Source organism: Streptantibioticus rubrisoli (genome assembly GCF_024436055.1).
Lineage (GTDB): Bacteria > Actinomycetota > Actinomycetes > Streptomycetales > Streptomycetaceae > Streptantibioticus_A > Streptantibioticus_A rubrisoli.
The window spans coordinates 1-13,759 of record NZ_JANFNH010000012.1 but is presented as its reverse complement, the minus strand read 5'-3'; the positions used below and the strand labels follow the sequence as shown (position 1 = coordinate 13,759).

Genomic DNA, 13,759 nt, shown 5'->3' with positions numbered 1-13,759 from the left:
GGAGTGGTAGATGGACTTCGGACTGGTCCTGCAGGCCGATCCGCCCGCCTCGGCGGTGGTCGACCTGATGTGCCGCGCCGAGCGGAACGGCTTCCGCTACGGCTGGACCTTCGACTCCACCGTGCTGTGGCAGGAGCCCTACGTCATCTACAGCAGGGTGCTGGAACACACCGAGCGGCTGATCGTCGGGCCCATGGTCACCAATCCGGCCACCCGCGCCTGGGAGGTCACCGCCGCCACCTTCGCGACGCTCAACGAGATGTACGGCAACCGCACGGTGTGCGGGATCGGCCGCGGCGACTCGGCGATGCGGGTCGCGGGACGCAAGCCCAACACCCTGGCGACGCTGAGCGAGGCGATGCGCGTCATCCGCGCACTCGCGGAGGGCCGGGAGGTCGCGGTCGACGGCACCTCGCTGCGGCTGCCCTGGGTCAAGGACGGCAGACTGCCGGTGTGGATGGCCGCCTACGGCCCCAAGGCGCTGGCCCTCGCGGGGCGCGAGGCGGACGGCTTCATCCTGCAACTGGCCGATCCCTTCCTCACCGAGTGGATGGTCAAGGCGGTGCGCACGGCCGCCGCGGACGCCGGGCGTGACCCGGACGACGTGAGGATCTGCGTGGCCGCGCCCGCCTATGTCACCGACGGGACGCAGGAGGGGCTCGCCCACGCCCGTGAGCAGACGAGGTGGTTCGGCGGCATGGTCGGCAACCATGTGGCCGACCTGGTGGCGCGCTACGGCGAGCACTCGGCCGAGATTCCCGAGGAGTTGACCGCCTACATCGAGGAACGGCAGGGCTACGACTACTCCCACCACGGCCGCGTCGGCAACCCGGACACGGCCTTCGTGCCCGACGCCGTGGTCGACCGCTTCTGCCTCCTGGGTCCTGCGGAGGCCCACAGGGAGAAGCTCCGCCGCCTACGCGACCTGGGCGTCACCCAGTTCGCCCTCTACGCCATGCACGACGCCCGGGAGGCGGTGATCGACGCCTACGGCAACGAGGTGATCCCTGCCCTGACTTGACGCGCACCGCGGCAGGCCCCGGTTCCCCGGGCCTGCCGCGGCGGCCCGCCGGACGAACCGCAACCCGGCACAGCCGCCGTGGCCAGCAGACCCCCGCTCTGCGCGGCCGTACGCTCCTCTGGCACTGTGGTGACGTGACGCACTCGCCGACGACCGAAGCGGTAGTGATCGGGGCCGGGCCCAACGGGCTGACCGCGGCGATCGAGCTGGCCAGGGCCGGGCTGACGGTCGAGGTCTTCGAGGCGGAGCCGACCGTGGGCGGTGGCGCCCGCACCGAGGAGCTGACGCTGCCCGGCTTCCGGCACGACCCGTGCTCGACGGCGCACCCCTTCGGTGTCGGCTCGCCGGTCTTCAAGACGATGCCGCTGGACAAGTACGGCCTGCGGTGGGTGCACCCCGACCTGCCGATGGCGCATCCGTTCCCCGACGGCTCGGCGGCCGTGCTGTCCCGTGCCGTCGGTGAGACGGCCGCCTCGCTCGGCCCGCGCGACGCGGGCGCCTACCGCCGGATGCTCGCCCCGTTCCTCGGCCGCTGGGACGAGGTGGCCCGGGACGTGATGCGCGCTCAGTGGTCAGGACTGCCGGGCAGCCCGCTGCTGTTCGCCCGGTTCGGCATGCTGGGCGGCCTGCCCGCCACCGTACTGGCCCGGCGCTTCCGTGACGCACCGGCGCGGGCCCTGATCGCCGGTGCCGCAGGGCATCTGAGCACCCCGCTGTACGGCCTGTCCTCGGGCGGCGCGGCGCTGATGTTCCTGCTGGCGGGGCACACGGTCGGCTGGCCGCTGGCCCGCGGCGGATCCCAGGCCATCTCGGACGCGCTGGCCGGATACCTCAAGGACCTCGGCGGCACGATCCACACCGGCACCACCGTGACCTCGCTGAAGGAGCTGCCGCCCGCCCGGGCGTACGTCTTCGACACCTCGCCCACCGCGCTCACCAGGATCGCCGGGCTGCCCAAGGACTACCGCGGCTTCCGCTACGGACCCGCCGCATTCAAGATCGACTACGCGCTGGACGGCCCGGTGCCCTGGCGCTCCCCGCAGGCCGCCCGCGCGGGCACCATCCACGTCGGCGGCACCATCAGCGAGGTCGAGGCCGGACTGCTGCCCGCCCTGCACGGCAGCGCACCGCAGGCCCCCTACCTGCTGGCCGCCCAGCCCAGCCTTTTCGACCCCACCCGGGCCCCCGAGGGCAAGCACGTCTTCTGGGTCTACGGGCGGGTGCCCAATGGCTGGCGCGGCGACGCCACCGAGGCCATCGAGCGGCAGCTGGAACGCTTCGCCCCCGGCTTCCGGGACCGGGTGCTCGCCCGGGCGATCAGCGGCCCGGCGGAACTCGCCGCGCGCAACGCCAACTACGTGGGCGGCGACTACGCCTGCGGCGCCACCGCCGGACTGCGGTCCGTACTGCGGCCGACGCTGCGCCGCGTGCCGTACGCCACCAGCGACCCCGCGGTCTTCCTGTGCTCCGCCGCCACGCCGCCGGGTCCCGGGGTGCACGGGATGTCCGGCCACCACGCGGCGCGGGCGGTGCTGAAGGCGCTGTGGCGGGACCGTGCGGGCGGCTCCGCGCGGCCGTCGCACGGTTGGTAGAGGTCGTCTTGCGGCAGGTGGAGGGGGCTCCTAGCCTTACCGATCAGTAGGCTCCCGGGAAGTCAGAAAGGTGCCCGCCCATGGCGACCAGCGACGACCTCGACCTCGGCACCCTCGACCTCGGCACCCTCGATCTGCGCTCCGTCGAGTCCGCTGAGTTCGCCCGCATCGTCCGGGACACGCCCGCCAGGAGGACCGCCGAGGTGATGGCCGGGCCGCACCGCAGGCGGGTGCTCGACGAACTCTTCCGCCGCATGGAGACCCTGTTCAACCCGGCCCAGGCGGGCGACCGCACCGCGCTGGTGCGCTGGCGGATCACCGGCGCGGGCGGCGCCCTGGACACCTACGAGACGTACATCGCCGACGGACGGTGCGTGGTCACCCCGCACGGCACCGACCGCCCCGCCCGGCTGACGCTCACCATGGCCGCGCCGGAACTGCTCCGGCTGGCCTCCGGCAACGCCTCAGGACCGGCCCTGTTCCTCACCCGCAAGCTGAAGATGCAAGGCGACCTACGGCTGGCCGGAGGGCTGCTGTCCTACTTCGACATCCCTCGGGCGTAACCATGTTCACCACGCGCCCCACCCTGCAGGGCACGTTCGGCATGGTGTCCTCCACCCACTGGCTGGCGTCCCAGTCCGCCATGGCGGTACTGGAGGACGGCGGCAACGCCTTCGACGCCGCCGTCGCCGCCGCGTTCGTACTGCACGTCGTCGAGCCACACCTCAACGGCCCGGCGGGCGAGGTCCCCATCATCCTCGCGCCCGCGGGTGGCGAGGTACGCGTACTGTGCGGTCAGGGTCCCGCGCCCGCGGGCGCCACGATCGACCGCTACACCGGCCTCGGCCTCGAACTCGTCCCCGGCACCGGCCCGTTGGCCGCCGTCGTACCCGGAGCCTTCGACGCCTGGCTGCTCCTGCTGCGCGACCACGGCACCAAGCCGCTCGCCGACGTACTCGCCCACGCCATCGGGTACGCGGAAGGAGGCCACCCCGCCGTCGAAGCCGCCTGCGGCACCGTCGAAGCGGTACGCGAACTGTTCCTCCGTGAATGGACCACCTCCGCCCAGCTCTATCTACCCGACGGCCGCTCCCCAGTCCCCGGACAGCTCCTGAAGAACCCCATCCTGGCCCGGACCTGGCGCCGCCTCATCGCCGAGGCCGAGGCGGCCCCCGGCAGCCGGGAGAACCGGATAGACGCCGCCCGCCGGGTCTGGCGCGAAGGCTTCATCGCCGAAGCCCTCGCCTCCTTCGCCGCCCGCCCCGCCCTCGACACCAGCGGCGAACGGCACGCCGGAGTGCTCACCGGCGACGACCTGGCGAACTGGTCCGCCGCCTACGAGGAACCCGTCACCTACGACTGGGACGGCTGGACCGTCGCCAAACCCGGCCCCTGGAGCCAGGGCCCGGTCTTCCTCCAGCAACTCGCCCTGCTGCCGGAAGAGTTGACCTACGGCACCGAGGACTACCCGCACCTGCTCATCGAGGGCGCCAAGCTCGCCATGGCCGACCGCGAGGCCTGGTACGGCGACGCGCAACCCGGCACCGTCCCCCTGGACGACCTCCTCTCCGACTCCTACGCATCCGACCGCCGACAGCTCGTCGGCGACACCGCATCGCACGACCTGCGCCCCGGCAGCCCCGGCGGCCGCACCCCCCGCCTGCCCCGCCAGGCGCGACGTGCCGCCGCCAGACGAGGCGGTGACCGCCTCTGGGACCCGCTCGCCGTAGCCGGAGCGGGCGAGCCCACCGTCGCGTCCGACGGCGCGACCCGCGGCGACACCTGCCACCTCGATGTCGTCGACCGCTGGGGCAACATGATCGCCGCGACCCCCAGCGGCGGTTGGCTGCAGTCCAACCCGGTCGTACCCGAACTCGGCTTCCCGCTGGGCACCCGGCTCCAAATGACCTGGCTGGAGCCGGGGTTGCCGAACTCCCTCACCCCCGGCCGACGGCCGCGCACCACCCTCTCCCCGTCTCTCGCGCTCCGCGACGGCCAGCCCGTGCTGGCGTTCGGCACTCCCGGCGGAGACCAGCAGGACCAGTGGAGCCTGCACTTCTTCCTCGCCGTGGCACTGCGCCCCGCCGTGCGCTGCGGATTCGACCTCCAGGGCGCCATCGACGCCCCGAACTGGCACAACGACAGCTTCCCCAGCTCGTTCCATCCCCGCGCCATGCTGCCCGGCAGCGTCACCGTCGAGTCTCGCCTGGGGGAGCGGACCATCGCCGCGCTGCGCGCCCGCGGACACCATGTCACGGTCGGCGAGTCATGGACCGAGGGCCGACTGTGCGCCGTCGCCCGGGACCCCGCCACCGGTGTGCTCAGCGCCGCCGCCAACCCCCGCGGTATGCAGGGGTACGCGGTCGGCCGCTGATCCCGCGGCTCCTCACTGGTGGCGGCCGGATATGGACCGTAGGTTGCCGTATATGGACCGTAGGCTGTCGCGCTGCATGACGTGACCCCCTCCATCGTCGCGCGGACCCCGCCGCGTCCCCGTTCTCCCTCACTTCGAAGTGATGCCCAGATCGTCGCACGGGGGTCTGACAACCGGCCCTGACCAGCGTGGATCTACGAAGGACCAACCGGCGGGAAGCCCTGCGCGACCAGCGCCGCCAGATCCAGGTACCGCTCCCGCGTCACCCCCCGCAGCAGCGCCGGATCGGGGAAGCGCCCGCCTGCCAGACCGCTGTCCGACGGAATGCTCACAAAGCCCCGGCAGCGGCCGCGCAGCCGGTCCGACAGATCCCGATGCGCCCCCGCACTGCCGTGGTGCTGGGAGATGACGGCGATGCTCTGTGCGACCAGCCGCTCCGAAGCGTGCTTGGCGACCAGGTCGAACAGCGCGTCCGTGGCGTCGACCGCCGCGCTCCGCTTGCTGGACGGCGCTGCCACGATGACCAGTTGGTCCACCAGAGATTCCGTCAGATGCCCGCCGGGCAGTGGCATCTCCGCGTCCGTGTCGGTGATCAGGATGTCGCACTCGCCGCGCAGGCTGTTGACCAGTCCCCGATAGCTCCTCGGCGTGCTCAGCGGACCGTCGGGATTGCGCTCGATCCGCGGGATGCGCAGCCCGGAGGCATCACTTCCGGCGAACCACTTGCGGTCGTTGGTGATCAGTACGACCCTGCTGTTCTCCCGCACGGACGCCAGCAGCGCGCCCAGCGCGTGCGCCGTCGTGGACGCTCCCGCAAAGCGCACGGCGCTGACCACGACGATCCGGTGGCAGCGGGCCAACGGACGCTGGACCAGCTCCAGTCGCCGTTCCTGCAGCTGTCTGCCCATGGCGGTACGGCGCTGCGGCAGCCACAGCCGCGCGGACGGGGACGGCGCCTCCACGACGGGCGCCGGGGCCCCGTCCTCAGGGACCGCCTCCCGTAGTGCCGCCGACCGGGTTGCTCCGTCCGGCAGCTGAGCGGCGAACGCGTCCGCCACCTCATGAGCGGTCGGTCGCGTCCGCGGATCCAGCGCGATGCACCGGCTCAGCAACTTCCGCAGGTCGGGATGGGGCACCCGGGGCAGCCAGGACGAGGAGCCGCGTAGTTCTCCCTCCGCCGGACTCCACGGCATCGAGCGGGAGTTGAGTGCGATCAGCAGTGTGCCGAGCGAATAGACGTCGGAGGCGCAGGCCACCCGCAGTTCGTTCTCCGGGGGGTCGATGAGCACGTGCGCCCAACCGGTGAGCCGTACCGACGCCTGCCCGGTGACCAGTACCGACGAAGGGGCCAGCGCGCAGTGCGCCATCCCCGCGTCGTGGCAGCGGGCCACCGCCCGCGCCAGGCCCCAACTGAGTTCGTAGCACAGCGCGGAACCCGGCGCCGGATCCTTCTCCCGTACCAGGAAGGGCAGTTGCGGCGCGGGCTCACCGGACGGCCCCACCAGCAGTTCCTCCGCCGTCCAGTAGGGCGGCTGCGCCAGGTCGAAGTCGCGCAGCGCGGGCGCGTACCGGCCGCCCATGCGCGTCAGCGCCAGGGCCGTCCGCCGGATGAGTTGGTAGGCGCGCGCCGGATCCGGACTGCGGGGTAGCCGCAGCAGCGCTTCCCGCCCCGACCCGGAGCGGCCCAGGTAGAGCACGCAGAACCCGCTGGCTTCGCTGCGCGCGTACAGGGCGTACGGGCCGACGGCGAGCGGATCGTCGGGTTCCAGCGGCCCCCAGGTCTGCCGTTGTCGTGACGCGGGTCGCTCCACAGGCGCGCCCAGATGCCGCATCAGCCGTGCGTCCAGCTCGGCGAACGGCTGGGACGCGCCGGACACCTCGTCCACCCCGCCGGGGTGCGACAACCAGGCGGGGAAGTCGGGTGAGCGGCCCACGAGTTCCCCGAGCCGGTCGGCCACCGCGCTGGTGGTGCGCGCCAGTTCCGCGGCCGGGACGGTGTCCAGCAGGATCTTGCGGGCCTCCTCGGTGAAGTCGAACGTCTGGTGCTGCGGCCCGGTGCCGCAGCCCCCGCCGTCGGTGCGCCGCATCAGGCCGCCCAAAAACACCTCGGCCAGATGCGCGGTCTCGGCCCGCCAGGGCACCGCCGACTGCACCAGCCGCATCACCGGTACCGACACCGGTGCGACCGCCGCCAGATGCGCGGCCAGCCGGTACGCCTCCGGCGAGGCGGCACTGCGGAACCGCAGCACCGGATCACCACCGCCCCCGGACGGCGCGGCGGGGCGCGGTACCTCCTCGGGCGCGTCGGCCAGCAGCGGCAGCAGCTCGCTGCCGCCCGGCGAGGCGACCAGCCGGGCCCACCTGGCCACCGATGAGGGTTCCGGTTCGAGGACGGGGATGGGCATGCCGTCGAACGGCGCCAGCTCCGGCGGCAGTACCGGATCCGCCACCCGCCAGGTGCGGTTGGCCGCCCAGGTCTGGCCCACCGTCACCTGCCAGTCCTCCGTGCGGATCCCGGAGGTGTTCCACATCCGGGCGGGCAGGGCGTGCAGCACGGCAGTCGGCCCGCACGCCGCCCAGCGGGCGAGGAGTCGGCGCATCCGGCCGTCCCGCCATGCCGCGCCCACACCGTCACTGACCACCAGCACGAGGGTCCGCCCGGTCGGGTCGGCCACCGACCCCGGGCGCAGACCAGCCGCCTGGGGAGCGAACGGGCGCCCGCGCAACGCCGGTTCGCCCACCGCGCGGGTGTCGAGCCCGTGCACCCGCACCGAGCGGAACGCACCGAGCCGCTCCAGCAACGACCGCAGCTCGGTGGCGAGTCGACGCCACAGCAGCATGGACAGGCCGTCGTCCACGACCAGCGCCAGGTCAAGTCGGCGCTCGCCCGCGGGGCGCAGTACCAGGTCCGGAAGCCCGGTCTCTGCCATGGCGTCCGCGGTGGCCCGCTCGTCCAACTCCAGCAGGCGGCCACCGGGGTGCCGCTGCTTGAGCGGTCGCAACGCGCGTCCCAGCCGCAACTCAGCGGCGCCAAGGGCTTTTTCCTCCGGCGCGCGGACCGCCAGTGCGGCCAGCGGCGTGCTCCGCGCCGCCTTGGGGACAGCCGCCATGGTGGCGCTCGCGTGCAAGGTGCCCGGGTGCGCGGGTGGCGCCTCCTCTCGCGCCACGTGTTCCCGCGCGGGAGACGGCGCTTCGGTGGCCGCCGCCGAACCGCTGTCCACCGCCGCGGGTTCGGCCGCGGCCAGGGCCCTGGCCAGCGGAGCCGAGGCGTCGGCGGGCAGCCGGTGGGCCAACCACAGGGCGTCCAGCAGCTCCTGCGGCGACAGATCGACCCCGCAGTCGGCGAGCACCCGCCGTACCCGCCCGGGCATGGCGGTCAGACCGCCCCGCCGAGCCGGTGCAGCACCGCGTCCAACAGGCCCTCGGCGCTCAGGTCGACCCCGCCGGAGCGCAGGAACACCGCGTTCAGCAACTGGTCGGTGGCCAGCTCACCGGGCGCCCGGCGGGCCAGGAAGTCCCGTAGCAGATCGTCCACCGCCTCCAGGGCGTCCTGCCCCAGGTGCGCGGTGACGATCTCGCGCAACCGCTCCTCGTCCGGGTCCGGCAGGTCCAGCCGAACGCAGCGGCGCAGGAAGGCGGGTGGGAAGTCCCGCTCACCGTTGCTCGTGATGACCACGACCGGGAACTGGGTGCAGCACACCCGGCCGCGTACCACCGGCACCGGATCGCCGTCCGGATCGTCCGGGAACACCTCGACCTCGGACTGCTCACGCGGCAGCCTGGCCAGCTCCGGGATCTCGTACGAGCCGTCCTCGAAGACCGCCAGCAGGTCGTTGGGCAAGTCCACATCGCCTTTGTCGAGCTCGTCGATGAGCAGCACCCGCGGTCTGTCGTTCGGCAGCAGCGCGGTGCCCAGCGGTCCGAGCCGCACGAAGGAGCCGATGCCCGGCTCCGGCGACTGCTCGCCGCGGTCGCGGTGGAGCGCCGTCTCGCGCAGGCGCCCGATCGCGTCATAGCGGTACAGCGCGTCCTGGAGCACGGAACGGCTGTTGACCGGCCAGGTCAGTACCCTGCCCAGCTTCAGCTCATGGGCGATGGCCCGGGCCAGAGATGACTTGCCGGTGCCCGGATGGCCGGTGACCAGCAGCGGACGGCGCAGATGCAGCGCCGCGTTGACGACATCGGACTGGGCCCGGCCGATCAAGTACGGGCGCTGCGCCTGCTGTTGGAACGCGTCGCCGAACCGGCGCCAGGGCGGCGGTTCGGGGAAGACGGTGTCGCGGGCCGTGCCGTCCCCCCGGAACAGCCGCCAGTCGCCGTCTTCGGTGTTGCCGTTCACTTCTCCTCCGTCATTGCCACCGGGTCCGCCAGCCACAGTTCACCTGGAAGCGGCCGGTCCGGATCCTCCCAGACCAGCGAGGGCCGCGCGGTGCGTTCCGGATCGGCGTACACATCGACGCGGAAGTCCCTGACCCGTTCCGGCAGCGAGTCCAACGGGCCCGCGGCGTCGATCTCGTCCAGATGCCGCCCGTCGTCCCGCCCGGCAGCCGCCCGGTCCCACAGCACCACCGGGACGCCCATGAACAGGCACACCTGAAGCAGTTGGATCCGCCGGGCCAAAGGGCCGTGCAGCACCACCCGGCCGGTCGACCGCTGCCGTGTCCTGTTGAGTGTATCCTTCAACGCCCTTACGTCGCCGATGAGTTCGTCCACCACCAGCGTCTCGTCGGTACGGCACCCGGTCCAACGGCGCCGCAGGTCGGCCGCGCCCGTCGCGGACCTGCGGCGCAGTTCCGGGCAGCGCAGCACCACCCGGAAGTCGGCGCCGAGCGCCGCCGGGGCGAAGATGCCGTACGGATCGCTGTCATCCGGCTCGGCCTCGCGCCACTCGTCCACCGGCAACTGCAGCGCGTCGCGGTCCACCACCACCTCGACCAGGGGCGCCTCCGCGTCGTCCGGCGCGACGGCGTCCCGCACCAGGCGGGCGATGTCGGCGCCGCTCAGTGGGCGGTCCTCGCCGGTGGAGGCACGGGTCGCGGTGCCGTCCGGGGCCATCCGCCACACCGTGCACCGGTACGCGCCGGACGGGTCGCCGGGGCGGCGGGTGAGCCGGACGACGGTGCGGCCGCTGTCGACGTGGCGGCTGCGCGCCCACTCGTCGGCGTCCCTGCGGCGTTCGGCCAACGCGGCGGGGTGGATGCCGAGCCGGGTCGCCACCCGATCGCTCCAGCCGCGTAGTTCGTCACCGGCCGGGCCGTCCAGCGCCGCCGCCACGTACTCGGCCACCCGCAGCAGCGCGGGGACCCGCGGTGTGCCGTCGGGCACGCGCCCGCTGTCGCCGAGTTCCTCCAGCGCGTCCACCGCGGCCTCCAGGCCCTCCGGTGCGATCCGCGCCGCGCGTACCGGCTGCGGCAGTTCCGCATAGGCGAGCGCGCCTCGCGCGGCGGACGACAGCAGGGTCGGGTCGGTCTTGGTGTGCTGCCGCAACTGGGCGAGCAGATGGTGGTGTTCGTCGTATGACAGCAGCCGCGCTCCGACCGCCAGGGGTCCGCTGGCGTGCAGGGTGTCGATGGCGTCGCGGGCCGCGATGCTGTGCGCGGTCGGCACGAGCACCTCGGTGAGCGAGGGCAGGGCGCGCGGATACTCGGCGAGTACCGTCGCCAACTCCTCGTACGTGGGCGCGGAACCGTCGTCCAGGGCGTGCAGTCCGCACTGCTCGGCCAGCCGCCGGGCCTTGTCGGTACGCTCCGCCGGGTCGCTCAGCAGCGCGGCGAGCGGCGGCAGCAACTGGTGCGGTACGCGCTCGGCGTCCCCGGTGTCCTGCGCCGCCGCCAGCAGCGGCCCGGCGCCCGCGGACTCCAGTTCCGCACGGACCGCCTGCCAGGGGATCGCCCAACCGCGCCGCACCACATGGTGCGCGGCCAACGGGCCGTCGGGCGCGCGCAGTTGGGCCGCGACCAGACCCACGAACGCGCCCTCGCGCTCCGACCACAGCGGGCCGCCACTGTAGCCGGGGCCGATCGCCGCGCCGGAAAGCTCACCGTCGACGTAGCCGATCCAGCCGTCGCACTCCTTGACCGTGACCTCGACGAACGTGGCCGTGTGCCCGCCGCCGTGCCAGGCGCGCACCCCCTGCCCCGGCACCATCTCCGACCAGCGCGGCGGCACCACCGGCGCGGGAGCGTCCAGTTCCAGGACGGCGAGGTCGCCGCTCCAGTCCAGCCCGCCGCCGGTGCGCCGGGGCGGCACCCAGTGGGCGACCCGCGCCTCCTGCGGCACCCGCGAGCCGCTGCCGGGGAAGACGGTCCCGATCCGCACCGGACCCGGATCGGCGGACGCCAACAGCTCCTTGCCCAGCGCCACGTTGACCACATGGGCGCAGGTCAGCAGATGGCGCTCGGTGAGCAGCACACCGCCACCGGCGGCCCGCTGATCGCTCTCCCGTAAGACGGAGACGAAGGCGTCGTGCACACCGGCCGAGTCATCCGCGCCGAGGTACCGGAACCACCCCATAGGTGCTCACTCCGAATCCTGACCGACCTGCCAGGAAGCCGTGACCGTCAGACTCGCGCGCCCGCGGGCCCCGACGATGCCGAGTTTGAGGTCCTGGCCGATCTGGACGCCGAACTCGACGCTGATCTCCTGTGGCGGGTTCTTGATGGCGCTGACCGAGTCATGCACCTCCTGGAGCAGCGGGCCGAGCGGGCGCAGGGTGAACCGCAGCGCCTCCGAGGTCAGCTCCGAGGCGGCGCCCGCCCGGCCGACGGGCACCGCCCCGCTGATGCCGTCGGGCAGGTCAGCGGCGTCAGCCTCGGGGCCGGGTGCGGGAGCGGGTTGCGGGGGCACGCCGACCGGCGCGAGTTCCAGGCGCACGGAGGTGTTGGGGTCGAGTTGTATCTCGGCGTATTGCGGCACGCACCCATTGTGCCGATGAACGCGCCGGTCGGCGCTGGTTTTTGGCCGAACGCGAGGTGCCGTTCAGGCGGATTGTGGGCTGGGGGTCACGGGTCGTGGCGGTTGTGTGCGCCGGGGCACGCCGGTGGAGTTGCTCGCTGTCGCCACGGGGTTTGGGCTGGGCAAGTCTCTTCTGGCGTGGGGGCGTGGTACGTCAAGTGCCCAGGGGCGGGGCGTAGTTGTCAGCGCCCAGGGAGCGCACCGGTGCGCGGTCGGGCGCCCGGGACGCCGCGCGTGTCAGGAGATTTCGGGGGATGCCGGAGAGACGTCGCGACCGCGGCGTCAGCGCCGCGCGGCTGTCGTGAACCGCGCGGCGGGAGCGATCACCGGGGCCAGGACCGGGAAGGAACTCGGTGGAGATCACGAAGAGCCAGCCGAATGTGGACAGCACGCCGATGGCGCGCGGTACCGCGGGCCCGGTGTCCGGCGACTCCTCGCCGAGCGCGCCCTCGGCCACGACAGCGCGCGCCAGGGCGCTCCCGTTCTATCGCTATGTCGGGATATATGCCTCCGCAGAGGGCGGCTTGTCGGCGGTGACCATGGGCAGCGAAGCATCGGGCGGATAAGGTCCGAAGCGGCGCGACTTAACTCCTGGAGAGTGCAAAGGTGGCAGAAATTCGCAGCGTGCTGATCGCCGCGGACAAGTTCAAGGGGTCACTGACGGCCGCCGAAGTGGCCCAGCACCTCACCACCGGCCTGCACCGGGCCGTGCCCAGCCTGCGCGTCGAGTTCCTGCCGGTCGCCGACGGGGGCGACGGCACGGTGGACGCGGCGGTCGCCGCCGGGTTCGAACGGCGTACGGCACGGGTGACCGGGCCACTGGGCGATCCGGTGACCGCGGCCTACGCGCTGCGCGACACCGTTGCCGTCGTCGAGATGGCCGAGGCGTCGGGCCTGCGGCACCTGCCGGTCGGCGTCTTCGCACCGCTCACCGCGACCACGTACGGCACCGGGGAGCTGCTGCGCGCCGCGTTGGACGCCGGAGCGCGCACCCTCGTGCTCGGGGTCGGCGGCAGCGCCACGACGGACGGTGGGGCCGGAATGCTGGCCGCCCTCGGTGCGGCGTTCACCGACGCGGACGGCAAGCCGGTCGGGCCCGGCGGCGCCGCGCTGGCCGCGCTCGCCACGGCCGACCTCAGCGGGCTTGAGCCACGGCTGGCCGACACGGAGGTCGTACTGGCCAGCGATGTGGACAACCCGCTGCGCGGCCCCAAGGGCGCCGCGGCTGTCTACGGCCCGCAGAAGGGCGCTTGTGCGGCCGATGTCGAGGCGCTGGACGCCGCGCTCGGGCGGTATGTGCGGGTGCTGGGTGAGGCGGTCGGCGCTCGCGCGGTCCAGGCCGCTGAGGCGCCGGGCGCGGGTGCGGCGGGCGGCATCGGGTACGGGGCGCTGGTGGGTCTGGGGGCGGCGTTCCGGCCCGGGGTCGAGGTGCTGTTCGAGCTGCTGGGCTTCGCCGAGGCGCTGGCCCGGGCCGACTTCGTGATCACCGGGGAGGGTTCGCTCGACGCCCAGACCCTGCACGGCAAGGCCCCCGCGGGCGTCGCGCAGGCGGCGCGGGCCCGGGGAGTCGAGGTCGTCGCGGTCTGCGGGCGGCTGACGTTGCCGCCCGCGGAGCTGGCGGCGGCGGGGATCCGTCGCGCCTACCCGCTCACCGAACTGGAGCCGGACGTCCTGCGGTGCATCGCGGAGGCGGGACCACTGTTGGAGCGGGTGGCCCAGCGGATCGCCGACGACTTCCTGTCGCCGGTGAAGTGACCCCGTCAACCGCCGTGTGGGGCGGGTGGAGGGGGGACCTCCCGCCCACCCGCCCCTCACGGC

Annotated in this window: 10 protein-coding genes; 6 read left to right on the top strand and 4 right to left on the bottom strand. The window is 73.3% G+C overall.

Annotated features, from left to right (window positions below):
* Positions 1-10: 10 nt before the first annotated feature.
* The 4 genes from NON19_RS13960 (at position 11) to NON19_RS13945 (ending at position 4,987) form a co-directional block, all read left to right on the top strand.
* Positions 11-1,021, top strand: a complete 1,011-nt coding sequence (locus NON19_RS13960) for a TIGR03842 family LLM class F420-dependent oxidoreductase (protein ID WP_255927885.1) — start codon at positions 11-13, stop codon at positions 1,019-1,021.
* A gap of 134 nt (positions 1,022-1,155) precedes the next feature.
* The gene (locus tag NON19_RS13955; RefSeq protein WP_255927883.1) at positions 1,156-2,613 is read left to right on the top strand and encodes a phytoene desaturase family protein; all 1,458 of its coding nucleotides are present in this window, start codon (positions 1,156-1,158) and stop codon (positions 2,611-2,613) included.
* Positions 2,614-2,693: 80 nt separating this feature from the next.
* Positions 2,694-3,176, top strand: a complete 483-nt coding sequence (locus NON19_RS13950) for an SCP2 sterol-binding domain-containing protein (protein WP_255927881.1) — start codon at positions 2,694-2,696, stop codon at positions 3,174-3,176.
* A 2-nt stretch (positions 3,177-3,178) separates the two neighbouring features.
* Positions 3,179-4,987, top strand: coding sequence for a gamma-glutamyltransferase family protein (locus tag NON19_RS13945; RefSeq protein ID WP_255927879.1), 1,809 nt, complete (start codon positions 3,179-3,181; stop codon positions 4,985-4,987).
* A 194-nt stretch (positions 4,988-5,181) separates the two neighbouring features.
* Here the strand turns inward: NON19_RS13945 and NON19_RS13940 are convergent, their stop codons facing one another.
* The 4 genes from NON19_RS13940 to NON19_RS13925 are packed head-to-tail and all read right to left on the bottom strand — an operon-like array spanning position 5,182 to position 11,902.
* On the bottom strand, positions 5,182-8,358 hold the full coding sequence (locus NON19_RS13940) for an SAV_2336 N-terminal domain-related protein (RefSeq protein ID WP_255927877.1): 3,177 nt from the start codon (positions 8,356-8,358) through the stop codon (positions 5,182-5,184).
* 5 nt (positions 8,359-8,363) lie between these two features.
* Complete coding sequence (locus NON19_RS13935; protein ID WP_255927875.1) at positions 8,364-9,326, bottom strand: AAA family ATPase; 963 nt, start codon at positions 9,324-9,326, stop codon at positions 8,364-8,366.
* Positions 9,323-11,500: a VMAP-C domain-containing protein gene (locus NON19_RS13930; protein ID WP_255927873.1), complete on the bottom strand. Its 2,178-nt coding sequence runs from the start codon at positions 11,498-11,500 to the stop codon at positions 9,323-9,325. The genes NON19_RS13935 and NON19_RS13930 overlap by 4 nt, the downstream gene beginning before the upstream one ends.
* A gap of 6 nt (positions 11,501-11,506) precedes the next feature.
* Positions 11,507-11,902 (bottom strand): CU044_2847 family protein, encoded by a 396-nt coding sequence (locus NON19_RS13925; RefSeq protein ID WP_255927871.1) that lies wholly within the window; start codon positions 11,900-11,902, stop codon positions 11,507-11,509.
* Positions 11,903-12,294: 392 nt separating this feature from the next.
* Here NON19_RS13925 and NON19_RS13920 point away from each other — a divergent pair, with 392 nt between their 5' ends.
* Together NON19_RS13920 and NON19_RS13915 are read left to right on the top strand one after the other, a co-directional pair.
* Positions 12,295-12,507, top strand: coding sequence for a hypothetical protein (locus NON19_RS13920; protein WP_255927869.1), 213 nt, complete (start codon positions 12,295-12,297; stop codon positions 12,505-12,507).
* Between the two features lie 58 nt (positions 12,508-12,565).
* Positions 12,566-13,696: a glycerate kinase gene (locus NON19_RS13915; protein ID WP_255928066.1), complete on the top strand. Its 1,131-nt coding sequence runs from the start codon at positions 12,566-12,568 to the stop codon at positions 13,694-13,696.
* Positions 13,697-13,759: the final 63 nt, after the last annotated feature.